Origin of the sequence: Nonomuraea sp. MG754425 (assembly GCF_021699195.1) — a bacterium.
Lineage (GTDB): Bacteria > Actinomycetota > Actinomycetes > Streptosporangiales > Streptosporangiaceae > Nonomuraea.
Window position 1 is genome coordinate 15,968 of sequence record NZ_SSXE01000075.1, and the last position, 25,971, is coordinate 41,938.

Genomic DNA, 25,971 nt, shown 5'->3' on the forward strand with positions numbered 1-25,971 from the left:
ACGGTGCCGCACAAGCTGATGCCTGCGGCGACTCCCCGTACGGGGCGCCGCCGCGGGCAGCGGTCTGGATGGTCAGGGAATCTCGATCACTTGGCCCGCGTACGTCAGGCCGGCGCCGAAGCCGAGCACCAGCGCCAGCCCGCCGGAGCCGACCTCGCCGCGCTCCAGCATGCGCGAGAGCGCCAGCGGGATGGAGGCGGCCGAGGTGTTGCCGGCGGTGACGATGTCGCGGGCGATGACGGCGTTGTCGGCACCGATCTTGCGCGCGATGGCCTCGATGATGCGCAGGTTGGCCTGGTGCGGCACGAACGCGGCCAGCTCCGACGGGTCGACGCCGGCGCGGGCGCAGGCTTCGAGCGCGACCGGGGCCAGGGCGGTGGTGGCCCACCGGAAGACCGTCTGGCCCTCCTGGCGCAGGTAGTCGTGGCGGTCCTTGATGGCGATGGCCTCGGACTTGTCGCCCGCGCTGCCCCACACCACGGGACCGATGCCGGGCGTCTCGGACGGGCCGACCACGGCCGCGCCCGCGCCGTCGGCGAAGATCACCGCGGTGGACCGGTCGGTCCAGTCGAGCCACTGCGACAGCTTCTCCGAGCCGATGACCAGCACGTTCCTGGCCGATCCGGCGCGTACGGCGGCGCTGGCGGTGCCGAGCGCGTAGCAGAACCCCGCGCAGGCGGCATTGACGTCGAACGCGCCGGGCGACTGGATGCCGAGGCGGTGCGCCACGACCGCGGAGGCGTTGGGGATCTGGCTCTCCAGGGTGCAGGTGGCCACGATGACCAGGTCGACCTCGTCGGGGGACAGGCCGCTGGCGGCCAGCGCCTTGCCCCCGGCGATGGTGGCCATGTCCTCGACCGACTCCTCGGCCGGGGCGACCCTGCGCTCCTTGATGCCGACGCGGGACTGGATCCACTCGTCGTTGGTGTCCATGGTCTTGGCCAGGTCGTCATTGGTGACGACGTTCGGCGGCTGGTAGTGGCCGAAGGCCAGCACCCGGCCGCCGCCGGCGATGTCGGGGATCCTCACTTGATCAGCTCCCTGGCCGCTTCGAGATCGTCGGGTGTCTTGAGCGCCACGGTCTGCACGCCCCGCAGGCCGCGCTTGGCCAGGCCGGTCAGCGTGCCACCGGGCAGCAGTTCGATCATCTTGGTGACGCCGAGGCCGGCCATGGTCTCCATGCAGGCATCCCACCTGACGGGGTTGCTGACCTGGTTGACCAGTCTCTGGAGGAACTCGGCGCCGGTGGCGACCGCCTGGCCGTCGGAGTTGGACAGCAGGGTGACCCTGGGGTCCGAAGGGACGACGTTTCCGGCGGCTTCGCGCAGGCTCTCGACGGCCGGGGCCATGTGACGGGTGTGGAAGGCCCCCGCGACCGAGAGCGGGATGAGGCGGGCACGGGCCGGCGCGTCTTCCTTGAAGGCGGCCAACTGCTCCAGCGTGCCGCCGGCCACGATCTGGCCGGCGCCGTTGATGTTGGCAGGGGTCAGTTCGTGCTTCTCGATGCCGGCCAGCACCTCTTCCTCGACACCGCCGAGCACGGCGGTCATGCCGGTCTTGGTGACGGCGGCGGCCTTGGCCATGGCCTGGGCGCGCTCGCGGACGAGGTGGAGGGCCTGCTCGGGGGTGAGCACCCCGGCGAGCGCGGCGGCGGCGAACTCGCCGACGCTGTGCCCGGCCAGCAGTTCCGGTGTCACGCCGAGGGCTTCCGCGGCGGCCAGCGCGGCGGCGACGAGCAGGGGTTGCGCGACGGCGGTGTCGCGGATCTCGTCGGCGCCGGCCGTGGTGCCGTAGGCGATCAGGTCGATCTCCGCCACCTCCGACCAGGCGCCGAGCCGGTCGGCGAGGCCGGGCAGCTCAAGCCATGGGGTCAGGAAGCCTGGCGTTTGGGCACCTTGGCCCGGAGCGACGAGTACAAGCACAAAATCCACCTTGCCCTGTAGAACTCCGACACGCGGCTGGAGATCCGTACGAACTTTGTCCTGGGTGATTTGTAGGAACCCTACAGTGGGGATTTCGGTGCGATTACGTTAGAGCCCGCCACGTTACGGCGCTTTCCGACAACCTGCCGAGGATCAGGCCCACCTGGAGCGTGAAGGCGGACCTGCCCTCCGTGGGCTGGTAGCCGGTCAGCTCCGTGATCTTCTTGAGGCGGTAGCGCACGGTGTTGGGGTGCACGAAAAGTAGCCGTGCCGTCGCCTCCAGTGAGGTCCCCTGCTCCAGGTAGGTCGCGAGGGTGTCGAGCAGCGGAGTGCCCGCGAGCGGCAGGTAGACGTTCTCGATGAGCTGCTCCCTGGCGTCGGAGTCGCCGTCGAGCGCCCGCTCGGCCAGCAGGTCCTCGGCGTGCACCGGCCGGGGCGCGTCGGGCCAGCCGCACGACGCCTTCAGCCCGGCCAGCGCCGCCCTGGCGGACCTGGCGGCGGCGTGCAGGTCGGGCACCTCGGGCCCGATGACGATGGGGCCCACGCCGAAACGGGCCACGACCTGCTTGGCGGCTTCGTTGACGCTGCCCGCGCCGCCGACGATCACGATCAGCCGGTCGGCCTGCACCCCCGCCAGCAGGTCCATGCCGATGCGGCGGCCCTTCTCGCGCAACCCGTCGATGACCGCCCGCGGGTCGCCCTCGGGGGCGTGGCCGGCGATGACGACCACGGGGGAGGAGGTCCAGCCGAGCGCGGCGGCCCAGGAGTGCAGGCCGTCGTCCACCTCGCCCCGGACGAGGGCGTCCACGATCAGGGCTTCGAGGCGGGCGTCCCATGAGCCCCTGGCCTCGGCCTCGCGGGCGTAGACATGGGCGGCGGCGAAGGCCACGTCGCGCGTGTAGCGCAGCATGGCCTGCTGGAGCTGGTCCTCGCCGCCGGGCGCGGCCAGCTCGTGGCTCTGGGCCTCGACCACCTCGACCACGACGCGGACGACGTCGACGGTCTGCTGCAGCGAGATGGAGCGCTTGAGCTCGCGCGGCGCGGTGCCGAAGAACTCGATGCTGGGCGTGGGCCGGTCTTCGCCCGCGTACTGGAACCACTCGACGAACGCGGCGATGCCGGCCTGGGCGACGAGGCCCACCCACGACCGGTCCTCGGCGCTGAGCGCGCGGAACCACGGCAGTTGCTCGTCCATGCGGGCCATGGCCGCGGTGCCGAGCGAGCCCATGGCCCGCTCGAGCCTGCGTGTGGTGTCCTCCCGGGTCCGGTCTGTCACGCCTCCTAGAGTGCCAGGTCCAGGTGGATGACCGGAACGGCGGTTCGCGTCAGTGCCGGTGTTCCCGCTGGTGGCCCGGCTTATATCACCGCCACGGCGGTGATGACGCCGATCGCCAGGTGGGTGACCGAGAGCAGCCGCGCGCCGGGCTGCAGCTCCGGTTCCTTGACCAGGTCGCGTACGGAGATCCCCACGACCCGGTCGAACAGCAGCATCGCCACGGTCTGCACCACGATGCCGACCAGCCCGAACACCGCGGTGCCCGCCAGCCCTTCGGCCAGCCGCCCGCCCGAGGCCCAGATGGAGGCGGCCACGATGAGGCCGACGGCGGCCAGGGCGGAGGTGGCCAGCAGGGTGGCGTTCGGGTTGCGCTCGGTGCGGATGATCTCGCTCAACTTGCCGGGAGTGGCCCAGTCGATCACGTAGAAGCCGACGATCATCAGGATCACGCCGACCGCGGCGTAGGCGGAGATGGCGCCCGCGCCGCGCGCGAGGGTTTCGAGAAGGGTCACGTCAGTTTCCAATCACGGGAACGGGTTACGTCAGTCGGCGATGCGGTGCGGGACGAAGGAGGAGGTGTCGTCGGTGATCAGGCCGGTGGTCTCCCTGAGACCCAGCCCGGCGGCCTCGTCGGCGACCACCCAGGCGCCGAGCACGGGCCGCTGTCCCTCGAACGCGGGCAGGGCCTCGAAGCCCTGGAAGACGTAGCCCTCCTCGCCGTACGAGCCGGACGTCTCCCGGGTGCCGTCCGGCGTGACGATGCGCATGGAGGCCCCCTCCCTGCCGAGCAGCGGCTTGGCGATGTAGGAGGTCAGCTCGCGCGGGCCGTCGAGGTAGGCCGGCAGCAGGTTGGGGTGGCCGGGGTTGAGCTCCCACAGCAGCGCCAGCAGCGCCTTGTTGGACAGCAGCGTCTTCCACAGAGGCTCGATCCAGGTGCCGTGGCGGACCGCGTGGCGGCCGAACTCGTCGGCGAGCATCCACTCCCACGGGTACAGCTTGAAGATCGAGCGGATCATCTCGCCGTCGAGGCCGGCGAAGCGGCGGTTGAGCGCGTCCCAGCCGATGTCCTCCATGGCGATGGCCATGGTCGGCAGGCCGGCCTGCTCGGCGGTCTCCTGGAGGTAGGCGACCGTCATCGCCTCCTCGCCCGTCTCGTCCATGCTGGTGAAGGCGAAGTGGGTGCGGCCGGGGGGCAGGCTCAGCTCGCGCCAGCGCTCGACCAGCCGCTCGTGCACGGAGTTCCACTGGTCGTCGCCGGGGAAGACGTCCTGCAGCCAGAACCACTGGATGACCGACGACTCCACCAGCGAGGTGGGCGTGTCGGCGTTGTACTCCAGCAGCCTGGCCGGGCCGGTGCCGTCGTAGCGCAGGTCGAAGCGGGCGTAGACGTGGGGGTCGCGGCGCTCCCAGGAGCGGGCCACGTCCTCCCAGGCCCATTCGGGCACGGCGAAGTCGGCGAAGCGGCCGGTGGAGATCACGTGCTCGACGGCGCTCAGGCACATCTCGTGGAGCTCCTCGACCTGGGCCTCCAGCGACTCGACCTCCTCCATCGAGAACACGTAGTGGACGGACTCGTCCCAGTAGGGCCTGCTCAGTCCCTCGGGGTGGGCGGCGCGGTGGTAGGCCAGGCCCTGGCTCTCGATCGTCTTGTCCCAGTCGTCCCTGGCCGGGTGGTGTTCACGGCGCAAGGTCAGCTCCCGCTGCTGAAGCGGTTGCCGAACCCGCCGCGCTGGATCTCCTTGCCGGCCCGGCTGGAGATGTTCACGTCGGACGGGCGCAGGGTGGTGCCGTTGTAGACGCGGTCGCCGTTCCTGGTGCCGCCGTAGTACCACGAGTACGCCCCGCGGGAGTGGCCGCTGTTGTAGCTGCTGTAGTAGTGGTTGGAGGAGCTGCTGTTGCCGGAGCTGCTGCTGTTGTAGCTGTCGTCGCAGTTGTAGTCGTCGACGACCTGGTAGGAGCCGTACGGCGCGGAGGAGGCGGAGGCGCTCGGCGTCGGCGAGGTGGTGTCGTCGGTGAATGGCGGGATCGTGTCGTCCGTGAGCGGCGTGGCAGTGGGGTCCGGCGGCGTCGAGAAGTTGCCGTACGGGTCGTCGTCATCCACCAGCAGGACGCAGTCGGCGGTGACCTCGTCGTCGTCGTCCGACACGGCGGCGCAGTAGCCGACGACCATGACGGAAAGTACCCCGAGAACGACTAACGTGACGACCGTCGAGGATTTGCGCGGCTCTTCGGGCCTCTGCGGCGGTATTGCCATCAACTCCTGCTTTCCTGGGCCGATCAGCCTAGCGGCGGCCCTTGTCCCCGTTCAATGTGTAATGCCCGGCGATTGCCGTTTGCTTGGGTATGAATGGACGCATGAATCCGGTCGAGGCCCTGCGCGAGATCGCCTTCCTCCTCGAGCGCGCGGGCGAGCCGACGTACCGCGTGCGTGCCTTCCGCCGCGCCGCCGCGGTCGTGGACGAGCTGTCCCCCGACGAACTCGCCCGCCTGGCTCACGGCGGCGGGCTCGGCGACCTGCCCGGCATCGGGAAGGTCACCGCCCTTGTGATCAACGAAAGCCTTGCTGGTCAGGTTCCAACCTATTTGCGACGGATGCGCGCCACCGAGGGAGTCGAGCTCGACGCGGAGACCGCGGCGTTGCGGGCCGCGCTCAAGGGCGACCTGCACAGCCACTCCGACTGGTCCGACGGGGGCTCGCCGATCGAGGAGATGGCCGAGGCGGCCCGGGGGCTCGGGCACGAGTACTGGGCGCTGACCGACCACTCGCCGCGGCTGAGCGTGGCCAAGGGCCTGTCGGCCGAGCGGCTGGAGCGCCAGCTCGACGTGGTGGCCGGGCTGAACGAGCGGCTGGCGCCGTTCCGGATCCTGACCGGGATCGAGGTGGACATCAACCCCGACGGCTCCCTCGACCAGGAGCCCGAACTGCTGGAGCGGCTCGACGTGGTGGTGGCCAGCGCGCACTCCAAACTCCGGATGGGTGCTGCGGAGATGACCCGCCGCATGGTCACCGCCATCGCCGACCCCCTCGTGGACGTGCTGGGGCACTGCACCGGGCGGGTGGTACGGGCCGGAGGCGCACGCGGGGCCAAACGGCCGGAGTCGGAGTTCGAGGCGGACCTGGTCTTCGAGGCGTGCCGGAGGTTCGGGGTGGCCGTCGAGATCAACTCCCGGCCCGACCGGCTGGACCCGCCGAAGCGGCTGATGCGGCTGGCGTACGAGATGGGGTGCGTGTTCTCGATCGACTCCGACGCGCACGCGCCGGGACAGCTCGACTGGCAGCGGTACGGGTGCGAGCGGGCCGCCCGCTGCGGCATCGAGGCCGGGCGGATCGTGAACACCTGGCCGCTGGAGCGGCTGCTCGCCTGGACCCGCGAGCACGGCGAGGGGTGAACCGGGCGGGGCCGGCGGGGTCGAAGGCGTTCGGGTGGGGTGAAAACGGCGGGTCGTTGCGAAGGTGGGAAATGTCCGGAATGGTGGGCCCGGCCCAGGGTTTCGCCGGAGGGCGCCGTGACGATGGCCCGGACGTGAGATCCCCCTTGCCCACGGGCCACGGGAGTGTGCCAGGGGCCGCCGAGCGCCCCTTGATTGTCGGTGGCGGCGCGTAGCGTCTCGGATGTGAACCGTACCGACCGGCTCTACGCGCTCGTCGAAGACCTGCGCGCCATCGCGCCCCGCCACCGCTCCGCCCGCGAGCTCGCCAGACGGTTCGAGGTGAGCGTGCGCACGATCGAGCGCGACATCGCGGCGTTGCAGGAGTCGGGCGTGCCCATCTACGCCGAGCCGGGCCGCAAGGGCGGTTACGCCATCGACAAGAAGATGTCGCTGCCGCCGCTCAACTTCACCCCCGCCGAGGCCGTGGCCATCGCGGTGGCGCTCAGCCAGGCCGGCGACCAGCCGTTCGGGCGGCAGGCGCGCAGCGCGTTACGCAAGGTCGTGGCCGCCATGCCGGGGCAGGAGGGCGAGCTGGCCCGCGAGCTGGCGCGGCGGGTGCAACTCGTCCACCAGCCGCCGGGCGACGACACCGAGATCCAGCCGCTCGGGGCCGAGGGCATCTCGCGGGCCATCGAGGAGGCGCTGCTGCGGCGGCGGGTGCTCAGGCTCGAGTACGCCGACGCCAAGGGCGCCCTGACCTCGCGTGACGTGGAGCCCGGGGTGTTCCTCGGCGGGCGGGGCGGGTTCTGGTACCTCGTGGCGTGGTGCCGGCTGCGCGACGACGTGCGGGTCTTCCGCCTCGACCGGATCGCCGCCGCCACCGTCACCGCCGAGCGCTCCCCCGACCGGCCGCTCGAAGGCTTCACCACCGACGTGCCCGAGATGGTCGTGCACGGCACGATGCTCGATTAATCATTCGAAAACACCGACATAGGGTTGTCGCCAAAAGGTTAGATCGTTGTCTTGTTCGAGAAACGAGGAGATGACGATGGACAACACGGTGGCCTGGTTCGAGGTCGCGACAGCCGATCCCGAGGGCGCCGAGCGCTTCTACGGCGGGCTGTTCGGCCGGACGTTCGCCGCCGCGGACGGGCAGGCGGGCTACCGGGTGATCAACCGTCCGGGCGTCGACTTCGCCTACCTGCGCGACCCGTCCGACAGCGTCTTCGGGATCTTCCACAGCAGGGGCTGACCCGCTCGCCGGCCGGGGGCAGCGCCTTCCCCGCACACACCTCCGGCCGGGAGCGCAGCCGCGTCCGAGGGCCCGCCGGGCCCCGAGCGGTTCACCCCGTCGCCCTGGACACGCCGCCGATCGCCGAACGGCGGCGCGTCCAGGGCCCTTGCCACGTCGCCGGGGTCCTGGGCCGGGGTCCTGGGCCGGGGTCCTAGAAGGCGGCGGCCGGCAGCCAGCGCTCCAGCAGCGCGCGGTCGCCGTATACGGTGAGCGCGTCGGGGGAGCGGCGGCCGTACAGCAGGAGCAGCAGGTCGCTGACCGGCCCCTGGACGGCGGCGTCGCCCTTGGCGTGGCCGCGCGCCCACTCGATCTTCCCGGCGGGGCCCTGCGTGATGGTCCACTCACCGTCGGCGTCGCTCGCGTGCAGGTGGATCGTGGCCCCCTCCACGCCGAGTTCGGCCAGGGATCTGGTGACCCACGTGGCGGACGGCAGGTTGTGGAGGAACTCCTCGACCCCGTCGACCGCGGTCCCCGCCGGGATCTCCGGGTCGGCGCCGAGCGCGAGCTCGGCGTCGGCCCGGTGCACGACCAGCTCGAAGAGCATCCGGCGCGGCCACCAGGACGCCCGCCCGTCCGGCCCCCACGTCCACACCCGCGTGGCCGGGTCGGTGTCACGCAGCACCTTCAGCAGCTCCTCCGCGCCCGCCGTCAGCCAGGCGGCGTCGCCGCTGCGCCCCTCGGCCAGCCCGCTGGGCACCTGCCGCGACCAGATGCGCTCCTGGACCCGGTCGCGCAGCACGTGCGCCGCCCAGCGATGGGTCTGGCCGACGTGCGTGATGAGTTCGGCGATCGTCCATCCCGGGCACGTGGGCACCGGGACGGACAGATCGCCGGCCAGGGCCGCCAGCCGGGCGGCCTCCGTCCTGATCTGGGAGTGGTAGTCCGTCACCCGGCCCAGCTTAGGCCGCCGGGCAGCTCGCGCCCTTCGCCGGCACCTTCCCGTCGATCAGGTACGAGTCCACGAGCCCCTGGATGCACTTGCTGCCCGACAGGTACGCCCCATGGCCCTCGCCCTCGTACGTGACCAGCGTCGCGGTCTTGAGCTGGGCCGTCAGCTTGGGCGCCCACTCGTACGGCGTGGCCGGGTCGCCCTTGCCGCCCACCACCACGATCGGCGCGGAGCCGGTGGCGTTCACGTGCCGGGCCTCGTCGCTGCCCTTGGCCGGCCACACGCGGCACAGCCCGCCCGAGCCCTCGCTGCCGAACATCGGCGAGATCTTCAGCGCGGCCTGCTCGGTGCGCCGCAGCGTCGCCTCGTCGGGCCGCTCGGCGGTGTCCACGCAGGTGATGGCCGGGAAGCTGGTCATCTGCGTGGAGTAGGTGCCGTCCGTGCTGCGGCCGGTGTAGGAGTCGGCCAGGTACAGCAGCGCCTCCCCGTTGCCCTTCAGCGCCCCCGACAGCGCCTCCTCCAGGAACGGCCAGGTCAGCTCCGAGTAGAGCGCGGCGGCCACGCCGGTGGAGGCCAGGCCCTGGGTCAGCTCGCGGCCCTTGACCTGCAGCGGATTGGCGGCGAGCTGGTTCATCAGGTTCTCGACGTTGGTGTTGGCGGTGGGCACGTCCTTGCCCAGGTCGCAGGTCTCCTTGACGCAGGCGCGCAGGAAACTCTCGTACGCCTGCTGGAAACCGCGCGTCTGCGCGATCGTGCGCTGCTCGAAGGTGACCGTCGGGTCGAGCGGCGCGTCGAGCACCATGCGGCCCACCTTCTTGGGGAACAGGGTGGCGTAGACGCCGCCGAGTTGCGTGCCGTACGACATGCCGACGTAGTTGAGCTTGGCGTCGCCGACGGCGGCGCGGATGCGGTCCATGTCGCGGGCGGCGTTCACGGTGCCGACATAGGGCAGGACCTTGCCGGAGTCCTGCTCGCAGAGCGAGGCGAAGCGCTTGTTGGCCGCCTCGATCGCCTTGTCGGTCTGGTCGTTCGGCGGCAGCGTGTCGAGGGCGGTGAAGCGGTCCATCTCGGCGCCGTCGCCGCAGCGCACGCCCGAGCTGCGCTCGACGCCGCGCGGGTCGAAGCTGATCAGGTCGTAGCGGGCGCGCAGCGTGGTGAGCGCCTTGGCGGCCTGGTCGAGGGTGTCCACGCCGGACGCGCCGGGGCCGCCGAAGTTGAACAGCATGGAGCCGAGCCGTTGCTCCTTGCCCGTGGCCGGCACCTTGATCAGCGCCAGGTTCAGCTTCTCGCCGTCGGGTTTGGCGTAGTCGAGGGGCACCGAGATCGTGCCGCAACGTACGGAGGCGTCCTGGCGGGCCGGCGGCTCCCCGTCAGGACGCTTGATGTCGGTGCACGGACCCCAGTTGACCTGGTCGGAGGCGACGGTGGGGTCCGGGGTGGGCCCGGCGGCCGGTTCCGCGGGCGCGGTGGAGCAACCGGCGGCGGCCGTCAGGAGCAGAGCGGCGGCTGTAACGCGACGCATGACAAATTTCCCCTCAACATCTCTCAGGGGGGAAGTAGTGCCCACAATACGTGACCGTGCACCTAACCCGGGTGAGGCGGCACGTACCCCTCCTGAACGTGCCGCCTCACCCGGACATGACGGCGCTCCCGCGAAGGACATTCGCGGGAGCGCCCAGGCTGGATGACTCAGACTCCCATGGACTGGGTGTCGTTGCTCTCCGCGCCGCCGGCCTCGGTGACGCCGTTCTTGAGGTGGTAGCGGGCGATGGCCTCGCGCAGCACCTCGCCGTCGAGCTCGCCCCGGTTGACCAGGCTGGTCAGCACGGCCAGCGTGATCGAGGCGGCGTCCACGTGGAAGTGGCGGCGCAGCGCCGAGCGGGTGTCGGACAGGCCGAACCCGTCGGTGCCCAGCGAGGACCAGTCACCCGGCACCCACTGCGCGATCTGGTCCTGGACGGCCTTCATGTAGTCGCTGACGCCCACGAACGGGCCCTGGGCCTGCGAGAGGACCCGGGTGACGTAGGGGACGCGCTTGTCCGCCTCAGGGTTGAGCAGGTTGTGCTCGTCGCACGCCAGCGCGTCGCGGCGCAGCTCCGACCACGACGTGGCCGACCACACGGTGGCCGACACGCCCCAGTCCTCGGCCAGCAGCCGCTGCGCCTCCATCGCCCACGGACCCGCCACGCCGGAGACCAGGACGTTGGCCTTCGGGCCCGGCGTCTGCGGGCCGTCGGCGAACTTGTACAGGCCCTTGAGCAGGCCCTGCACGTCGAGGTCGGCCGGCTGGGCCGGCTGCAGGTAGGGCTCGTTGTAGACGGTCAGGTAGTAGAAGACGTCCTCCGGCTGGTCGCCGTACATCCGGCGCAGGCCGTCCTTGACGATGTGCGCCACCTCGAACGCCCAGGACGGGTCGTAGGCGACGGAGGCCGGGTTCGTGGAGGCGATGAGCGGGGAGTGACCGTCCTCGTGCTGCAGGCCCTCGCCGTTGAGCGTGGTGCGGCCCGCGGTGGCGCCCAGCAGGAAGCCGCGGCCCATCTGGTCGCCCATCTGCCACATCTGGTCGCCGGTGCGCTGCCAGCCGAACATCGAGTAGAAGATGTAGATCGGGATCATGTGCTCGCCGTGCGTGGCGTACGCGGTGCCGGCCGCGATCGTCGAGGCCATCGAGCCCGACTCGCTGATGCCCTCGTGCAGGATCTGGCCCTGCGTGGCCTCCTTGTACGACAGCAGCAGCTCGCGGTCGACGGCCTCGTACGTCTGGCCGTGCGGCGAGTAGATCTTGGCCGTCGGGAACATGGCGTCGAGGCCGAACGTGCGGGCCTCGTCGGGGATGATCGGCACGAACCGGTGGCCGATCTCCTTGTCGCGCATGAGGTCCTTCAGCAGCCGGACGAAGGCCATGGTGGTGGCCACCTGCTGCTTGCCCGAGCCCTTCTGGAAGGTGCCGTAGACCTCGTCGCCGGGCAGCTTGACCGGCTTGGCGCGGATGACCCGCTTGGGCAGCACGCCGCCGAGCGCGGCGCGGCGCTCCTTCATGTACTGGATCTCGGGGTCGTTCTCGCCCGGGTGGAAGTAGGGCGGCAGGTCGCCTTCCAGGGCCGAGTCGGGGATCGGCAGGTAGAGCCGGTCCCGGAACTCCTTCAGCTCGGCCTTGGTGAGCTTCTTCATCTGGTGGGTGGCGTTGCGCGCCTCGAAGTCCTTGCCGAGCGTCCAGCCCTTGATGGTCTGGGCGAGGATCACGGTCGGCTGGCCGACGTGCTCGCGGGCCGCCTTGAACGCCGCGTAGACCTTGCGGTAGTCGTGGCCGCCGCGCGACAGCTTGCGGATGTCGTCGTCGGTCAGGTGCTCGACCATCTTGCGCAGGCGCGGGTCGGAGGCGAAGAAGTGCTCGCGGATGTAGGAGCCCGACTCGACCGAGTAGGTCTGGAACTGGCCGTCGGGCGTGGTGTTCATCTGGTTGACCAGCACGCCGTCGACGTCGGCCGCCAGCAGCGGGTCCCAGTCGCGGCCCCACACGACCTTGATCACGTTCCAGCCGGCGCCGCGGAAGTACGACTCCAGCTCCTGGATGATCTTCCCGTTGCCGCGCACCGGGCCGTCCAGCCGCTGCAGGTTGCAGTTGATCACGAACGTGAGGTTGTCGAGCTCCTCACGCGCGGCCAGGCCGATCGCGCCGAGCGACTCGGGCTCGTCCATCTCGCCGTCGCCCAGGAACGCCCATACGTGGCTGCGGCTGGTGTCCTTGATCTCGCGATTGAGCAGGTAGCGGTTGAACCGCGCCTGGTAGATCGCGCCGATCGGCCCCAGACCCATGGAGACCGTCGGGAACTCCCAGAAGTCGGGCATGAGCCGAGGGTGGGGGTAGGAGGGCAGGCCGTGGAAGCCGTGCGACAGCTCCTGACGGAAGGCGTCGAGCTGCGCCTCGTTGAGGCGGCCCTCGAGGAATGCGCGGGCGTAGATGCCCGGCGCCGCGTGCCCCTGGAAGAAGACCTGGTCGCCCGACTCGCCGTGGTCCTTGCCGCGGAAGAAGTGGTTGAAGCCCACCTCGTAGAGCGAGGCGGCCGAGGCGTAGGTGGCGATGTGGCCGCCCACGTTGGTGCGGGCGTTGGCCCTGGACACCATGACGGCCGCGTTCCAGCGGATGTAGGCGCGGATGCGCCGCTCGACGTGCTCGTCGCCCGGGAACCAGGGCTCGCGCTCCGGCGGGATCGTGTTGATGTAGTCGGTGCTGCGCAGGCCCGGCACGCCCACCTGGTGCTCGCGGGCCCGCTCGAGCATGCGGAGCATGAGGTAGCGGGCTCTGGTGCGGCCTTCGGTCTTGACGACGTTGTCGAGAGACTCGAGCCACTCGTTGGTCTCACTGGGGTCGACATCAGGCAGTTGGCTGGGTAGGCCGTCGCTGATGATCGAGAATCGCTGGCGTCCGGAAGCCACTGGGTCTCGCCTTCCGAGATGGACTGATGTCTGGTCTGGGTCGCCTTCCATCCTGGTCGCTAGCCGTAGAAAACGCATCTCTACTGGCTGGTAACCAGAGTGTCCCTGCTGGCAGGGCCATCTACGATGGCCTAGACCACCGATGGTAGGACGAATCGCCACCAAAGGTTACATCCCGGGAGCAATTTAACAAGACAGGAAAACGGACGAAATTTCGCTCGAATCCCTGACACGCCCGTGATGCCTCCTCTGTAGCTCGTAGCCTCCCCGTGAGGACGCTTCTCACTCGCGGCGGGCGAGTCTAGCCGCCTCACCTGGAGACCAGGCTGTGTGCCCCTGGAGCGGCAGGTCGGACGGTGGCCGACGGCCTCGTGCGACGGCCCGCGTGCGGGGTCCGTTCGCCCCGTGCCGGTGGGGATCGGCGTGGTGTGTGACACGTTCCATCCTCACTGTCTCTCCGCGCCGGCCATCACGCTGGTCGTTCCCGCGCCCGGGCGTGTCTCCGCCGACTGTGAGCGGGTGGAACAGGTGTGGTGCGATCGTCCCGGGATCCTCGCGGGATCGTGCCATCACCGATCCGGGACCGGTCCGGGATCTGTCCGGACGCTCCGCAGCCGTTCCGGGACAGCCTCGGACAGCTGGGGCGAAAACCCCATCGCCTCGCCCGCTCCGCGCCCGTGTCGGGTAACGATCTGGTCATCTTTCGGCGGCCCCCTCAGGTCGGGGCAAAACTTCTGAATCGCTCTTTTCGTCCGGCTATCCGCGTACCAATGTGGGAGGTATGAATGCGACGGTTGGCGACCGGCTCCTGATGCACGGGAATACCGTTGGCGAAAGGGACCGGAGCGGCGTAATCACGGAGGTGCAGGGCACGAACGGCGGCCCGCCGTACGTGGTGCGGTTCGACGACGGGCACACGGGGCTGGTGTTTCCGGGGCCCGATACCGTCATCGTGCCTAAGTAGGATTTCCATGTGAGATCTGAAATCATCTCTGTGGCCACGGGTTCACGGGAGACGGTGCACGACATCACGGCCGCGTGCGCCGATTTCGTACGGGCCCAGGGCGACGACGGGCTGCTGCACGTGTTCGTGCCGCATGCGACGGCGGGCATCGCCCTGCTGGAGTTGGGCTCCGGCAGCGACGACGACCTGCTGGCGGCGCTGCGTGACGTGCTGCCCGCCGACGACCGGTGGCGTCATGCCCATGGGTCCAGGGGGCACGGGAGATCACACGTGATGCCCGCGCTGATCCCGCCGTACGCGACCATCCCCGTGCTGGATGGGCGAATGGCGCTGGGCACATGGCAGTCCGTGGCGCTGATCGACCTCAACGTCGACAACCCGCAACGCCAGGTTCGCCTGTCGTTTTTGTCTGATTGATTCTGGCCGACTACGGCCGTACCCGTGGCGACCGTTGACGACTGAGGGTCACAGCGTGTGGACTGTGCCGAAGCGATAAACCGCATAAGCGGGGCCACTCAAGCAGGAGGGATAAACGTGAGCGCGACCGCGGGTCAGGCGCAGGGCGAGCGCGGCCTGGCCGAACGGCTCGGCCTCAAGCCGGGTCAGGTGGTGCAGGAGATCGGTTGGGACGAGGACAGCGACGAAGAGCTTCGTGAGTCCATCGAAAGCCTGACCGGTAACGAACTGCTGGACGAGGACAGCTACGACGTCGTGGACGTCGTGCTGCTGTGGTGGCGCGACGGCGACGGGGATCTCTTCGACGCCCTGACCAGCGCCATGCGAGCACTCGCCGATGGCGGCCAGATCTGGCTGCTGACTCCCAAAGCGGGGCGCGGGGGCCATGTGGAGCCCAGCGACATCGGGGAGGACGCCGCCACAGCGGGTCTCTCGCAGACGAGCAGCATCTCGGCCGCACCCGACTGGTCCGGGACCAGGCTCGTCCCGCCGAAGGGCAAGAGGTAGGGAGCCCGCGGCGCCTGCCGTACGGCAGGATGACGACTGTGAACGCACATCCTGCCGAGGTCGGCGCCCCGGCTCCGGATTTCGAGCTGCAGGACCAGCACGGCACCCCGGTGAGCCTGGCTCAGTTCCGGGGCGAGAAGGTCGTGCTGGTCTTCTACCCGCTGGCCTTCAGCGGGATCTGTCATGGCGAGCTGTCCGCCCTGCGCGATCGTCCGATCGAGGGCGCGCGGCTGCTGACCGTGTCCGTCGACTCCGTCTTCACGCAGCGTGCGTGGGCGGATCGTGAGGGTTATCCGTTCTCGATGCTCTCTGACTTCTGGCCACACGGACAGGTCGCGCGGGCGTACGGTGTGTTCGATGAGACGAAGGGGACTGCCCGGCGGGGGACCTTCATCATCGACGGCGAGGGCGTGATCCGGTGGTCGGTGGTCAATCCGATCTCCTCCGCACGTGACGTCGCCGACTACGTCAAGGCACTTGCCGATATTTCGTGACTTCGCGGACTTCGTGATTTTCGGAGGGAAGGATGCCCTGCTACCGGTGCGGGGCCAGGCAGACGGACCCGGTGCGTGGCGCCAGCCCGTGGCGGCGCGGCGTACGCAACGAGGCCCAGGTGCTGATCTGCCCGGACTGTCAACGGCTGCACGACCTCGACCTCGACACCTGCTCCACGTGCGGGTCCACGACGCTGATCTGCCGGCTGGGCGAGGTGGAGTGCCGGGCCTGCGGGGCGGTGTGGCTGGCCCGCTCGTCGGAGACGCTCGACCCGGCGCCCGTCACGCCTCCGCCGGGGCTGTCGGCCGAGGTGGAGGCGGCGCTCAACCGGGTGCTCGGACGGACCTGAGCCGGCGGGTCCGGGCGGCTCTGTGGGCCCATGAGGGAGCTTGCGGGCGTTTGTCGGGCCTCGCCGGTGGCCAGGTGACTCACGGAGGTCCACGGGGGCGTGTGAGCGCGCAGGGCGCCGACGTGCGGGAAGAGGGCGCCGGAGCGCCGCACTCTTTCCAGACATTTGCTGAGCTGCGCTATCGTCTCCTTCCGTGTCCGCAATGAGTTCGTTCGTCGTCGCGCTCGACGTCGGTGGCACGTCCATGAAGGGCGGCCTGGTCAGCGAGTCCGGCGCGGTGCTGCTGAGCGAGCGGCGCCCGACCCCCCGCGCGGAGGGGCCGGAGGCGGTCGTGACCGCCATCTCCGGCTTCATCAGCCACCTGGCCGCCTCGGGCGACGGCAACCCGGCCGGTGTCGGTCTCGCCGTGCCCGGCCTGGTGACGGACAGCGCGGCCGTGTACGCGGCGAACCTCGGCTGGCGTGACGTCCCCGCGTCGAGCTTCACCACCCTCGACATCCCGGTGCTGCTGGGCCACGACGTCCGCACGGGCGGCCTGGCCGAGAGCATCCTCGGCGCGGGCCGCGGCCTCACGGACTTCCTGTTCCTGCCCATCGGCACGGGCATCGCCGGCGCCTCCGTCATCCGCGGCGAACCGTACGGCGGCTCCTCCGGCTGGGCCGGCGAGATCGGCCACACCCCGGTCTTCCCGGACGGCGAGGAATGCGCCTGCGGGCAGTTCGGCTGCCTGGAGACGTACGCGTCGGCGGCCTCCGTCGGACGCCGCTACAGCCAGCGGGCCGGCGTGGAGGGCGTCAAGGCCGAGCAGGTCGTCTCCTCGGACGACCCCATCGCCGTCGAGGTCTGGGACGAGGCCGTGGAGGCGCTGTCGCTGGCGCTGGCCACGTACACGCTGCTGCTGGACCCCTCGGTCATCGTCCTGGGCGGCGGCCTGGCCCAAGCCGGCCCGGCCCTGTTCGACCCGGTGCGCACCCGCCTGGTCAAGCGCCTGGCCTTCCGCGACGCGCCCCCGCTGGTCCCGGCGGCCCTCGGGGTGGACGCCGGCATGCTCGGCGCGGCCCTGCTCGGCTGGCGCGCGGCGGGGCGGCCTGAGCTGGGGCCCGGGTGGGCGGTGGATGTGCGATCGGGGCCTGCGGTGTCGTAAGGTGTAGTGCCGATCAGGGGCGGTTAGCTCAGCGGTAGAGCACTCGCCTTACAAGCGAGGGGTCACTGGTTCGAACCCAGTACCGCCCACCTGCGAAAGAGCCCCGTCTCCGATCATGGAAACGGGGCTTCGTGCCATTAACGTGCCATTAGCTCAGGCGAGCGGGCACTCCGGAAGATCCATCGTCATCGTCCGGGTCGCTTTGGTTGATCTTGTCATCCATGGAATCGGCGATCTTCCGGTCGGCCTCTGCGGTGCTGTGCTGATAGATCAGTGCGGCGCGGACTGAGTCGTGGCCCATTCGCTGCATGAGATCTTTGAGGCTCGCGCCGGAGTTGGCAGCGATCGTGTTACCGGTGTGTCGGAGATCGTGGAAGTGCAGGCCGGGGAAGCCGATCTTCCTGGTGTTCTTGTCCCACTTGGCCGCGCGGCGGAAGTTGCTGCACCGAAAAGGTTCCGCCTCGTGAGCCGGTGAAGATCAGCGCGTCGGCTTCCGGGGTGGTGAACTGATCAAGCGGCGGCGCGCCGCGCCGCCGTACGCCCCGCGCCGACGTCCCCGCGCCGCGCTGCGGCCTGGGGGCCGGTCACGGCGCAGGCGTCGCGCGGGGCATCGCCGCACGACCGCCGCGCCGTACCCAACGAATGCGCCGACCACCGGCACACCGCCGCGCCGTACAGTGCCGTCATGGACGAGTCGCCTCACATGGCGGACGACGAACCTTCTGCCTGCCCCGCATGCGGAGCCGGACCCGAGCAGTCCAGTGACCCGGACCGCATGTGGACCAGCGTCTGCTACTGCGGGCATCCGAGGTACTACGACTACAAGAGATGTCCTTGATCGGGACGCCGGAGTCTGACAGCACGGACACAGAGCTGTGCCGCAGTTCGCGAGGCGACCACTCCCGTCCGGTGAGTCCTGCCGCCTCCACGACCTTCCGGAAGTCGCGCCGTACGTTGTGCGCTGTGACGGGAGTGCCCGTGCGTGTGCAGAACACGAGATCCGTGACCTTCCACCGCTCTCCTGCCTTCTCCTGCGCGATGTCTTGGGTGTCCTTGAGCAGCCGCAGGGCTGCCACGCAGCGCTGGGTGACCAGAGGAGCGCCCTCAGCTCCTCCGCGCGAACGCCGATCAGCAGGGAGAGGACGATGTGGGCTCGCATGCGCTCGCCGCCCTGTTCCGCCTGCGTCAGGACGGCGAGAGCTTGAGTCAGCGTCAGGGCCTTGGAGGGACGTCCGGCGCGTCCTTCCGGGACGTCGCAGAGATCGACGACGTTCCGCTTCACCTTGTCTCGGCGCATCGCGCTCTTGACCGACCGGTTGAGGACGCCGTGGATCAGCTTGAGCGATCGGGTGCCCAACTCGCTGGTCTTGCCAGCGAGCCACTTGTCAACGTCCTCCACGGAGAGGTCGCGTAGCTTGCGAGCCCCGAGAGCAGGGATCACGTGCTTGCTGGCGTGGGTGTTGTACATCTTCACCGTGGCGTCCGACCGTGGGCCGAGGCCGTGCTCCAGCCAGTGGCGCACCGCGTCGGCCACGGTGTAGTGGGTCGGCGCGATGGCGAGGCCATCCTCGTAGCGGTGGCTTCCGGGTGTAGTGCTGGGGGTCACTTCAGCCTGGTCTCCGCCTCCAGGTTCGCGGCCAGTTCGGTCAACGTCTCCCCGCAACGGACGTTGGACAGCCCGCTTGCGCGAGGAACCAGGTCCCTGCGCATGGCCACCCATCCTCCAGCCAGGTCCTGAATGCGCCACGCCGGGTAGGCTCTGATCAACTGCTCCAAGGTCACGCGCACGGTGGCGCTCCGGCGACCGGCGTAGAGAGCGTTTGAGTCTTCCTCAGTTGGGCGTAGCGCAGCGCGACTCGGTGGGCGGCCTGAGCGGTGAGGGCGTCGGCCAGAGCCACGGCGGCGCGTTCCTCGGCCGTGAGAGGTCGGGTCGGTGGTTGCATGAGTGGGCTCCCATCACGTGCGGAGATGACGTAGCGTGACGGTATGTGTGGGCTGAGCTGCTGCCCCGGAAAGAAATTCCGGGTCCGTCGTAGGCGCCCGCTGAGGATGAGGGCATGCGGGGAATGACGAGCAACTTGTCCATTGGCCAGCGAGTGGCCTGGTATCGGCGACGCCGAGGTATGTCCCAAGACGTTCTGGCGGGGTTGGTGGGACGGACCGCTGATTGGCTGAGCAAGGTCGAGAACGATCGCATCACCTTGGACCGGCTGTCGGTCATCAAGTCACTGGCGAACGCGTTGGACGTGTCTCTCGGTGACCTGCTATCTGAGCTGCACCTATTCGAGTGGACGGATGAGAGCGGTGACCGGACGATTCCCGCGCTGCGGGCAGCGATCACCGATTATCGGCAGCTTTCGCCGATGGCCGAGGTGATCGTGAACGCGGAGCCGCCGAGTCTGGCCTCGTTGAAGAGCGCCATTGACGAAGTGTGGCGGGCATACCAGGGGGCCAGGTACAGCTATGTCATTAGGGTTCTTCCGGCGTTGGTCGGCGAAGCTCACCATGCCGCACGTGTTGGCGACGGCGATGCGCGCCTGTCGTCACTGGGTGCGCTCGGCCAGGTCTATCACGCTGCCGCCAGCATGCTGACCAAGGTGGGCGAGGCCGATCTCGCATGGATTGCCGCCGAGCGGGGCCTGACCTTCGCCCGGGATTCCGGCGATCAGCTCATCACGGCCTCATTGCTTCGCTGCGTCACGCATGCATTGCTGGCCAACGGCCGATACAGGGCAGCCAAGCAGCTCACCGTGGACGCCGCTGAACTGCTGTCTCCTGGTCTTCCGCTCGCCACACCCGAACTGCTGTCGGTGTACGGGACGCTATACCTCGCTGGGTCGATGGCGGCGGCGCGAGACGATGACCGGGATGCGACGCGTGCGTTCCTTGCCGAAGCGAGGAAGTCGGCGGTGCGGCTGGGCAGGGATGCCAACTATGTGTGGACGGCCTTCGGGCCGACGAACGTTCGCATCCACGAAGTGGCGACGGCGATCGAACTGGGAGACATCCAAGTCGCCGTAGATGTTGGGCCAAGGCTGGATACCAGTGGGCTTCCGGTCGAACGTCGCGCTCGCCATGGTCTCGCCGTGGCGCATGCCTTCAGCCTGCGGAACCGTACCGAAGATGCTCTGACGGCACTGTTGGAGGCTGAGACCATCGCGCCCGAGCAGGTGCGCCATCACTACCTCAGCCGTCAGCTCACGATGTCCTGGATCGGGAGGCAGAGAGGCAAGCCCGGCTTCCAGCTCGCCGCGCTCGCCCGGCGTCTGAAGATCGTGTGAGAGCAGGCCCTGTGGCGTAAGGTCGAGGCCGTGAATGATCAGGAGGCCGTGCGTTTCGCTCAGGCCAGCGCTGCCGCTGGAGTGCTGTTCTTCGATGACAGCGGGCGGGTGCTGCTCGTCCGGCCCACGTACAAGCCGTATCTGGACATCCCCGGTGGGTACGTTGAGCCGGGGGAGACTCCCTACGAGGCTTGCGTCCGGGAGGTAAGCGAAGAGCTGGGCATCCAGCCAACCATTGGCCGTCTTCTCGTAGCCGATTGGGCACCTCTCCCGCAGGAGGGCGACAAGGTTCTCTTCGTGTTCGACGGCGGCACCCTGGACGACGAGGAGATCAAGCAGATCAGGTTCGCCGACAAAGAGCTGAGCGCCTATGAGTTCCGTCGTGTTGATGAGCTGGACGGCCTGATGATCGAGCGTCTTGCCCGTCGTCTCAAGGCGGCTGCCATCGCCCGTGAGCAGGGCGAGACCATCTACCTAGAGCACGGCCGGACCGTCCCCGCTGAGTGACTGTCTGAGCGACAACGGCCCGGGACGAGCATGGACGGCGGGGGACCCAGGTGGAACGTTCGCCGAGGTGAGACCTGGAATCACCCGAGGTCCCGCCTTGTCCTGGCGAGCCTTACAAGCGAGGGGCCACTGGTTCCCGTACCGCCCACCTGCAGGACACCCCTTATCCCGTGATCGCGGATACCCCAAAGAGGCGATCTTGACGGATCGTCTTCTCGTCTGGGCCAAAGCGCGTCCACGACGACCGCCCCTCGAGCATCACCTTGTGGGCGTGCCGCAGCCTGCGGACCTTCAACCCGCTTGGCGCGAGCTCCTGGTCCGGGATCGCCGCACCGTTTCACGAGCCCCGGCCATGGAGTCTCCGCAAGGTCGGCGAGGATGGGGTGGCCAGGTCGATCCTTCGCGTCCGCCAGGACGTTCACAGTTACGTGACGGCGCGGGGGGCGATTTGAGCGATGCGCTGGTGGGACAAGCCGAGAGCGCTGCCGATGTCGCGGACGGTCCAGCCCTGGCCGGCGAGCAGGTGGGCGGCATGAATGACCGCGGCCCGCTCGGCCTGCTCGGCGTGGAACCGGGCAGTGCGCGCCTCGACGACGGCGTGCAAGGCGTCAGCCGCGTCCGGATCTGCGGGAACGACGGCCACACCTACGTCGTCACTGTCGAGGAACTCGGCGACGCAGTGGAGGACGTTGCTTCCCAACTGGTTCCACGTGGCGCCCTGTGCCTCTACGACGTGGCCGCCGGGCAGGTCCTTGACGGTGGCCGTCCAGTACGTGCCCGTGCGCGTGGCTGTGGCGAGGTAGCCGGCGACCTCGATGGCCTCGACCTGGTCGAAGTCCTGCGGGATGTCGTCCCGAGCGAAGATCGCATCGCGGAATGAACTCACGACAGCGAATCTAGTGAGACGGCCGGATGGTGTCTGGCGCACCGGACGAAAGCTGTCTGCATCGCCAGCCATCCGGGGCTCCGCCGCTGTGCCCTTCTTACTTGCCGAGCGCCTCGGCCGCGGTCTGTAGCGCCGCCACCAGTTCGCGCATGCGGTCCGGGAGCGCTTCGAGGACGTCGGCGAGGTCTGCGGCCACGGCGGGGTCTACGTCGCGGAACCGCTGACGGCCGTCGCCGTTGGCGCGGGCGAGCCGGACAACCGGCTCGCACCCGGGCGCCTGACCGATGGGACAACCCGGCCTCGACACCTTGGATGCGCCACGGGGCGAACTGCCCGGCGGCCCACCCGTGCACCTCGGGATGCAGGCGCAGCGTGACGTCGTTGAGCGTGTGCAGCAGGGCGACCACGGCGTACGCGTCCACCTCGTCGGCGGGCCGCCAGGTCCTGCGCCCGCGTCGCCGGGGGCCGTCCATCAGCCACCGCCAGCCGTCGCGAGCTCGACGGTGAGGCTTCTGATCTGCGAGGGATTCAGCGGCGAGGGATTCAGCGGCGAGGGACGGCGCTGGGGCTGGAAGCCCTCGTGAAGCTCATGTCCATCCAGTGCCGCCAGTTTGAGCCGTTGTCCGTGCGCTGCCATTCAGCCGTCATGGAGTCGCCGTCTTCGGCGATCACCAGCGTCGCCCGCTCCGTCTCACCGGCGAACGTCCAGGCACCCTCGTCGTCGACGCTTGCCCGCATGGTGATGAAGTTGCCGTGATTGTCGAAGGAGCGCATGGGGTAGGTCCGGCTCGCTGGATCGTAGGGCCCGATCATCTCGATGACCTCGACGTGCTCCTCATTCATGTGCACGTCCACACGGTGAATGAGGAAGTGCTCGCCCGCCAGCCACTCGTAGGTGTCCGACCCGGCGATGTGGATCGCCGGGTCGATCGCGGTGGCCGCTATACGCCCCTGCGAACGCCAACGGCCAACCAGCGCATTCAGGCGCTGGTTCTCCCGTCGCGGGGCACGGGTGCTGTCGTCTCCTGACATGGTGAATCCTCGCCATCGATAGAGTGTAAGATGTTGCTTAAACACTTACATGCTCTCCCGGCAGTGCGCAAACGAAGGCGGTGGCCCATGGACGACGCGCTTCGCGCTGTGGCGGACCCGACCCGCCGCGCCATCCTCGTCCTGGTGCGGGATCGCGAGGTATCGGCAGGCGAGATCGCCGAGCGCTTTCCCGCAATCAGTCGCCCTGCGGTATCCCAGCATCTGCGAACGCTGGCAGCAGCCCGCCTCGTCGACGTCCGCCGCGCAGGCAATCGCCGCTTCTATCGGCTACGTCCGGAGGGGCTGGCCGAGGCGGTGACGTTCCTGGAGACGATGTGGTCCGCCTCGCTCAGCCGCCTCCAGCACGAAGCCGAGCGAGAAGAACGCGCGCACACTGGTGACCAGGACGTGAAGGGATCGTTGTGAGCAGGACGATTGAGCAGACCTTGCACATCCGTGCGCGTCCCGAGACGGTCTGGCGGTTCTTCACCGACCCGGCACGCCTGGCGCAATGGTGGGGAACGGCCGAGCTGGACGCCCGCCCCGGTGGCACCTTGCAGGTTGCGATGCACGAGGGCCCACGCCCGGTGATGCGCGGACGGTTCGTGGAGCTCGTGCCGTACGAACGTCTCGTCTTCACCTTCGGCTGGGAGGCCACACCGGGAGCGCCCGACATGGCACCAGAGGCATCCCGAGTCGAAGTCACCCTGACCCCGGACGGTGATGGCACCGAGCTCACCCTGCGCCACAGTGGTCTGCCGACCGTACTCGAAGAGGAGACCAGCGATGGCTGGGCGCACCTGCTCCATCGTCTGGGCGAAACGGCAGAACGCCAGGAACCCCGCTGAACCTGGTCGAACATAGCCGCCTGCTAATTGTTGCGCGTGGGAGTATTTGTCCCTGAACGCAAAAGTGGCCCTTCACCGCTTCCACAACTGCGAACCCGGGAGTCTCTATGCCGCAGAGCCCCGACCGGCCGCCGTCCTGACCTACTCGATTGAGCGCCAGGCGGGTCTGCCGCGTTCTTCTTCAGGCATCCAGCGCCGACCGAACGACCAGGCCGGGCTTGCCGGTGACTGGTCTTGAGCAAGGCCCATCGAACAGCCCAGCGCCATCCGCCTTGGAATCCCTTGGCCGACGCGATGAGAGAGGTGACGGCGGCGAGCAGGCCGAGGACTACGCCTCTCATTTCGTGATCGTGGAGATGCCGGAAGGGACGAGACGGAGGATTTTGAAGGCGGCGGCTCATTAGGGTGAGGCGTCCGGCTCACTGATCTTCTTCGGGAAGTGTCATATGTTCCGTCGTTATCGTTCAGGCGTTCCCGCTCTCCTGGTCGCAGGCGCCTACCTCGTCGCGCTGGCTGCGGCCGTCGTGGTCGCGCTCGCCGTCGGTGATCTCGGTGCGTTGTGGTGGATGGCGTTGTTCGCGGCGCCGGACGCGAGCATGCAGGTGACGTGGTTCAACGTGCTGCTGCCGACCCTGGCGGGGGTGGTGGTGGCCTGGGCGCTGTGGGAGTGTCTGCGCGGGCCGCTGGCCGGGCCGGCGGCGGAGCAAGGCCGGGGCATCCGGCGTTTACGCCTGGTGCTGTACGTGGCGGCGGCGTTCTCCCTGGTCAGTCCGTTCCTGGTGGCCTGGACCTGGTGGGGGGTGGTGATCGCGCTCGTGCCCACGTTCGCGGTCGCGCTGCTGCTCTCCCTGGCAGTGGGACGTACTCGAAGGCATGTCCTCATCCTGCTGATCTGCGGCGGCCTGGGATACGGGGGCGCTGCCGTCGACTTCGGGCTGAGGTTGTCCGGGTATGAGGTCGGAGGTCTTTCGCTCGTCGCCGCCTTCGCGTCCTTGATCTGGAACGTGCTGGTCCTGCGGGCGCAGTGGGACGACGACCGCTGGCAGCGGGCCACCGTCAAGTACGGCATCCTCGCTGTGGTGTTGCCCTTCATGCTCATGCTGGTGGGCGGGCTGAGCGGAGTGCCGGCGGAGGTCTACGGGGACGCCGCGACGGTCGTCGGTGTCCTGGTGGTGGTCTGGCTGGCCCGGTCGGCCCATGATCTTGACGCGCCCGTCGGCGTGCCGGAGCCCTCCGGGCAGGCGGCCTGAGGCGGCGGGAGGGCGGGAACGGGCCGCAGGCGGTGTCGTGGTGGGGCTTCGTCTGACTCGACAACGCCTGGGCCCGCGCCTCCGTGGGAGAACCGGGGCTGTCCGCCGTTCTAGCGCCGCACCATCGACCACGGGCCGTCCGCGGACACCACGGCGTACCGCGTGCCAGGTGGGAGCGGAATGCCGCCCTTGTAGGCGCCGACCTTGTTGGCGAGCAGGTCGCTGCGCCGGCCCCGCGAGTCCAGGCCCCACACGGAGAAGTGGCCGGCGCCTGAATGGCGGATGCGCAACGTGTGGAGGCCGTTGCTCGGCTTGGAGAGGCGTATCACGTCGTCGGTGTCGCCGGAGGTGGTGATCGACCAGGAGCGCGCCTTGCTCAGCGGGAGAAGCTGGATCCGCCACGGGCCGTCGGCGCTGATCTTGAGGGCGGCCAGCCGGTCGCCGGAGTCCGTGTTGTAGACGGTGGTCCCCTCGTAGGCGCCGACGTGGTTGGCAAGGAGTTGCCGCTCGTTGCCGGAACGGTCCAAGCCCCAGATCGAGAAGTAGCCGTCGCCGTCGTGGACGATTTTCGCGATGCCGGGTGTGGTGGTGGCGCGGATTCGCTGGACGTGGTCGCCGTCCCCACGGTAGGTGGTGGCCGCCTCGGCGGGAGAGGCGGAAAGGAACGTTCCGACGACCGCGGCCAGCACGGCGAGGATGCGTAAGCGCATGGCGTGACTCCAGAGACAGAAGACGTGGACGAGATTGGACGCCACGCCAGGCGGTTCGGTGTACACGCGCTTACGGAGGGTTTCGCCGGGAGCTCCCGCCGCATTTGCCTACATGGTGCATGGACGTATCACGCGGGCGATGCGGCAGGCGGCGTGGGGAGCGGCCGAGACCATGGCGTCGGCCGAGGTGGAGGAGCCCGCGCCGGTGTTCGGCGAGGCGCCGGCCAGGATGACGGCGGCCGGGGTCGATCCGGTGGACGTCCGCTCGGGGCCGCGCGCGCACGAGGCAGGGACGCGGACGCTGAGGGCGGCGCGATTCCCGCGGCAGAGCGGGGATCAGCGGGGGCGGGGG

Annotated in this window: 30 protein-coding genes, 1 tRNA gene and 1 pseudogene; 16 read left to right on the forward strand and 16 right to left on the reverse strand. The window is 69.3% G+C overall.

Annotated elements, in window-relative coordinates; genetic code table 11:
• Nucleotides 1-72: 72 nt before the first annotated feature.
• From FAF44_RS25220 to FAF44_RS25245, 6 genes are all read right to left on the reverse strand, one after another.
• On the reverse strand, nucleotides 73-1,029 hold the full coding sequence (locus tag FAF44_RS25220) for a beta-ketoacyl-ACP synthase III (RefSeq protein ID WP_237105727.1): 957 nt from the start codon (nucleotides 1,027-1,029) through the stop codon (nucleotides 73-75).
• Nucleotides 1,026-1,922, reverse strand: a complete 897-nt coding sequence (locus tag FAF44_RS25225; protein ID WP_237105728.1) for an ACP S-malonyltransferase — start codon at nucleotides 1,920-1,922, stop codon at nucleotides 1,026-1,028. Before FAF44_RS25225 ends, FAF44_RS25220 begins: the two co-directional genes overlap by 4 nt.
• A 103-nt stretch (nucleotides 1,923-2,025) precedes the next feature.
• Nucleotides 2,026-3,150, reverse strand: a complete 1,125-nt coding sequence (locus FAF44_RS25230; protein WP_237105754.1) for a CdaR family transcriptional regulator — start codon at nucleotides 3,148-3,150, stop codon at nucleotides 2,026-2,028.
• Nucleotides 3,151-3,278: 128 nt separating this feature from the next.
• A complete protein-coding gene (locus FAF44_RS25235) occupies nucleotides 3,279-3,710 on the reverse strand; it encodes a DUF350 domain-containing protein (RefSeq protein ID WP_237105729.1) in 432 nt (143 codons plus the stop codon).
• Nucleotides 3,711-3,740: 30 nt separating this feature from the next.
• Nucleotides 3,741-4,886 carry a glutathionylspermidine synthase family protein gene (locus FAF44_RS25240; RefSeq protein WP_237105730.1) on the reverse strand — a complete coding sequence of 382 codons (1,146 nt, stop codon included), beginning with the start codon at nucleotides 4,884-4,886 and terminating at the stop codon, nucleotides 3,741-3,743.
• Nucleotides 4,887-4,888: 2 nt separating this feature from the next.
• Nucleotides 4,889-5,368 carry a hypothetical protein gene (locus FAF44_RS25245; RefSeq protein WP_237105731.1) on the reverse strand — a complete coding sequence of 160 codons (480 nt, stop codon included), beginning with the start codon at nucleotides 5,366-5,368 and terminating at the stop codon, nucleotides 4,889-4,891.
• 185 nt (nucleotides 5,369-5,553) lie between these two features.
• Between FAF44_RS25245 and FAF44_RS25250 the strand changes: the two genes are divergently transcribed.
• The 3 genes from FAF44_RS25250 to FAF44_RS25260 all read left to right on the forward strand — a co-directional run bounded on the left by FAF44_RS25250 (nucleotide 5,554) and on the right by FAF44_RS25260 (nucleotide 7,822).
• Entirely contained in the window at nucleotides 5,554-6,588 is a 1,035-nt protein-coding gene (locus FAF44_RS25250; protein WP_237105732.1) for a PHP domain-containing protein, read from the forward strand.
• Between the two features lie 225 nt (nucleotides 6,589-6,813).
• Nucleotides 6,814-7,542 (forward strand): YafY family protein, encoded by a 729-nt coding sequence (locus FAF44_RS25255; RefSeq protein ID WP_237105733.1) that lies wholly within the window; start codon nucleotides 6,814-6,816, stop codon nucleotides 7,540-7,542.
• Nucleotides 7,543-7,618: 76 nt separating this feature from the next.
• Nucleotides 7,619-7,822: a VOC family protein gene (locus tag FAF44_RS25260; protein WP_237105734.1), complete on the forward strand. Its 204-nt coding sequence runs from the start codon at nucleotides 7,619-7,621 to the stop codon at nucleotides 7,820-7,822.
• A 193-nt stretch (nucleotides 7,823-8,015) separates the two neighbouring features.
• Here FAF44_RS25260 and FAF44_RS25265 read toward each other — a convergent pair whose 3' ends face one another.
• The 3 genes from FAF44_RS25265 to aceE all read right to left on the reverse strand — a co-directional run bounded on the left by FAF44_RS25265 (nucleotide 8,016) and on the right by aceE (nucleotide 13,190).
• The gene (locus FAF44_RS25265) at nucleotides 8,016-8,753 is read right to left on the reverse strand and encodes a maleylpyruvate isomerase family mycothiol-dependent enzyme (RefSeq protein WP_237105735.1); all 738 of its coding nucleotides are present in this window, start codon (nucleotides 8,751-8,753) and stop codon (nucleotides 8,016-8,018) included.
• 10 nt (nucleotides 8,754-8,763) lie between these two features.
• Nucleotides 8,764-10,275: an alpha/beta hydrolase gene (locus tag FAF44_RS25270; protein WP_237105736.1), complete on the reverse strand. Its 1,512-nt coding sequence runs from the start codon at nucleotides 10,273-10,275 to the stop codon at nucleotides 8,764-8,766.
• A 167-nt stretch (nucleotides 10,276-10,442) separates the two neighbouring features.
• The gene (aceE, locus tag FAF44_RS25275) at nucleotides 10,443-13,190 is read right to left on the reverse strand and encodes a pyruvate dehydrogenase (acetyl-transferring), homodimeric type (protein WP_368857771.1); all 2,748 of its coding nucleotides are present in this window, start codon (nucleotides 13,188-13,190) and stop codon (nucleotides 10,443-10,445) included.
• A gap of 781 nt (nucleotides 13,191-13,971) precedes the next feature.
• On the opposite strand from aceE, the gene FAF44_RS25280 reads away from it, so the two are divergent.
• The 7 genes from FAF44_RS25280 to FAF44_RS25310 all read left to right on the forward strand — a co-directional run bounded on the left by FAF44_RS25280 (nucleotide 13,972) and on the right by FAF44_RS25310 (nucleotide 17,194).
• Nucleotides 13,972-14,154 carry a DUF1918 domain-containing protein gene (locus FAF44_RS25280; RefSeq protein ID WP_237105737.1) on the forward strand — a complete coding sequence of 61 codons (183 nt, stop codon included), beginning with the start codon at nucleotides 13,972-13,974 and terminating at the stop codon, nucleotides 14,152-14,154.
• A 9-nt stretch (nucleotides 14,155-14,163) separates the two neighbouring features.
• Nucleotides 14,164-14,571, forward strand: coding sequence for a secondary thiamine-phosphate synthase enzyme YjbQ (locus FAF44_RS25285; RefSeq protein ID WP_237105738.1), 408 nt, complete (start codon nucleotides 14,164-14,166; stop codon nucleotides 14,569-14,571).
• A gap of 117 nt (nucleotides 14,572-14,688) precedes the next feature.
• Entirely contained in the window at nucleotides 14,689-15,117 is a 429-nt protein-coding gene (locus FAF44_RS25290) for a DUF3052 domain-containing protein (RefSeq protein ID WP_237105739.1), read from the forward strand.
• Between the two features lie 38 nt (nucleotides 15,118-15,155).
• Nucleotides 15,156-15,611, forward strand: a complete 456-nt coding sequence (locus FAF44_RS25295; protein WP_237105740.1) for a peroxiredoxin — start codon at nucleotides 15,156-15,158, stop codon at nucleotides 15,609-15,611.
• A 32-nt stretch (nucleotides 15,612-15,643) separates the two neighbouring features.
• On the forward strand, nucleotides 15,644-15,961 hold the full coding sequence (locus tag FAF44_RS25300; protein ID WP_237105741.1) for a hypothetical protein: 318 nt from the start codon (nucleotides 15,644-15,646) through the stop codon (nucleotides 15,959-15,961).
• Nucleotides 15,962-16,163: 202 nt separating this feature from the next.
• On the forward strand, nucleotides 16,164-17,105 hold the full coding sequence (locus FAF44_RS25305; protein ID WP_237105742.1) for an ROK family protein: 942 nt from the start codon (nucleotides 16,164-16,166) through the stop codon (nucleotides 17,103-17,105).
• 17 nt (nucleotides 17,106-17,122) lie between these two features.
• Nucleotides 17,123-17,194 (forward strand) — tRNA-Val (locus FAF44_RS25310).
• Nucleotides 17,195-17,253: 59 nt separating this feature from the next.
• Here the strand turns inward: FAF44_RS25310 and FAF44_RS54945 are convergent.
• The 3 genes from FAF44_RS54945 to FAF44_RS25320 form a co-directional block, all read right to left on the reverse strand.
• A complete protein-coding gene (locus tag FAF44_RS54945; RefSeq protein WP_368857773.1) occupies nucleotides 17,254-17,502 on the reverse strand; it encodes a tyrosine-type recombinase/integrase in 249 nt (82 codons plus the stop codon).
• Nucleotides 17,503-17,788: 286 nt separating this feature from the next.
• Nucleotides 17,789-18,487 carry a tyrosine-type recombinase/integrase gene (locus tag FAF44_RS56425; protein ID WP_368857772.1) on the reverse strand — a complete coding sequence of 233 codons (699 nt, stop codon included), beginning with the start codon at nucleotides 18,485-18,487 and terminating at the stop codon, nucleotides 17,789-17,791.
• Between the two features lie 220 nt (nucleotides 18,488-18,707).
• On the reverse strand, nucleotides 18,708-18,893 hold the full coding sequence (locus tag FAF44_RS25320; protein WP_237105744.1) for a hypothetical protein: 186 nt from the start codon (nucleotides 18,891-18,893) through the stop codon (nucleotides 18,708-18,710).
• A gap of 269 nt (nucleotides 18,894-19,162) precedes the next feature.
• Between FAF44_RS25320 and FAF44_RS25325 the strand changes: the two genes are divergently transcribed.
• Both FAF44_RS25325 and FAF44_RS25330 read left to right on the forward strand, forming a co-directional pair.
• The gene (locus FAF44_RS25325) at nucleotides 19,163-20,386 is read left to right on the forward strand and encodes a helix-turn-helix domain-containing protein (RefSeq protein ID WP_237105745.1); all 1,224 of its coding nucleotides are present in this window, start codon (nucleotides 19,163-19,165) and stop codon (nucleotides 20,384-20,386) included.
• Nucleotides 20,387-20,416: 30 nt separating this feature from the next.
• Nucleotides 20,417-20,893, forward strand: coding sequence for an NUDIX hydrolase (locus FAF44_RS25330; RefSeq protein WP_237105746.1), 477 nt, complete (start codon nucleotides 20,417-20,419; stop codon nucleotides 20,891-20,893).
• A 424-nt stretch (nucleotides 20,894-21,317) separates the two neighbouring features.
• Here the strand turns inward: FAF44_RS25330 and FAF44_RS25335 are convergent, their stop codons facing one another.
• From FAF44_RS25335 to FAF44_RS25345, 3 genes are all read right to left on the reverse strand, one after another.
• On the reverse strand, nucleotides 21,318-21,779 hold the full coding sequence (locus FAF44_RS25335; protein ID WP_237105747.1) for a hypothetical protein: 462 nt from the start codon (nucleotides 21,777-21,779) through the stop codon (nucleotides 21,318-21,320).
• Nucleotides 21,780-21,876: 97 nt separating this feature from the next.
• Nucleotides 21,877-22,086 (reverse strand): hypothetical protein, encoded by a 210-nt coding sequence (locus FAF44_RS25340; RefSeq protein ID WP_237105748.1) that lies wholly within the window; start codon nucleotides 22,084-22,086, stop codon nucleotides 21,877-21,879.
• A gap of 236 nt (nucleotides 22,087-22,322) precedes the next feature.
• Nucleotides 22,323-22,811: a DUF1579 family protein gene (locus FAF44_RS25345; RefSeq protein ID WP_237105749.1), complete on the reverse strand. Its 489-nt coding sequence runs from the start codon at nucleotides 22,809-22,811 to the stop codon at nucleotides 22,323-22,325.
• An 87-nt stretch (nucleotides 22,812-22,898) separates the two neighbouring features.
• On the opposite strand from FAF44_RS25345, the gene FAF44_RS25350 reads away from it, so the two are divergent.
• The 3 genes from FAF44_RS25350 (at nucleotide 22,899) to FAF44_RS25360 (ending at nucleotide 24,909) form a co-directional block, all read left to right on the forward strand.
• Entirely contained in the window at nucleotides 22,899-23,237 is a 339-nt protein-coding gene (locus FAF44_RS25350) for a helix-turn-helix transcriptional regulator (RefSeq protein ID WP_237105750.1), read from the forward strand.
• Nucleotides 23,234-23,659 carry an SRPBCC domain-containing protein gene (locus tag FAF44_RS25355; protein ID WP_237105751.1) on the forward strand — a complete coding sequence of 142 codons (426 nt, stop codon included), beginning with the start codon at nucleotides 23,234-23,236 and terminating at the stop codon, nucleotides 23,657-23,659. The genes FAF44_RS25350 and FAF44_RS25355 overlap by 4 nt, the downstream gene beginning before the upstream one ends.
• A 446-nt stretch (nucleotides 23,660-24,105) precedes the next feature.
• Nucleotides 24,106-24,909 (forward strand): hypothetical protein, encoded by an 804-nt coding sequence (locus tag FAF44_RS25360; protein ID WP_237105752.1) that lies wholly within the window; start codon nucleotides 24,106-24,108, stop codon nucleotides 24,907-24,909.
• Nucleotides 24,910-25,019: 110 nt separating this feature from the next.
• Here the strand turns inward: FAF44_RS25360 and FAF44_RS25365 are convergent, their stop codons facing one another.
• A complete protein-coding gene (locus tag FAF44_RS25365) occupies nucleotides 25,020-25,619 on the reverse strand; it encodes a hypothetical protein (protein ID WP_237105753.1) in 600 nt (199 codons plus the stop codon).
• Between the two features lie 112 nt (nucleotides 25,620-25,731).
• On the opposite strand from FAF44_RS25365, the pseudogene FAF44_RS25370 reads away from it, so the two are divergent.
• Nucleotides 25,732-25,971 (forward strand): annotated as a pseudogene (locus FAF44_RS25370) (hypothetical protein); the annotation flags it as partial.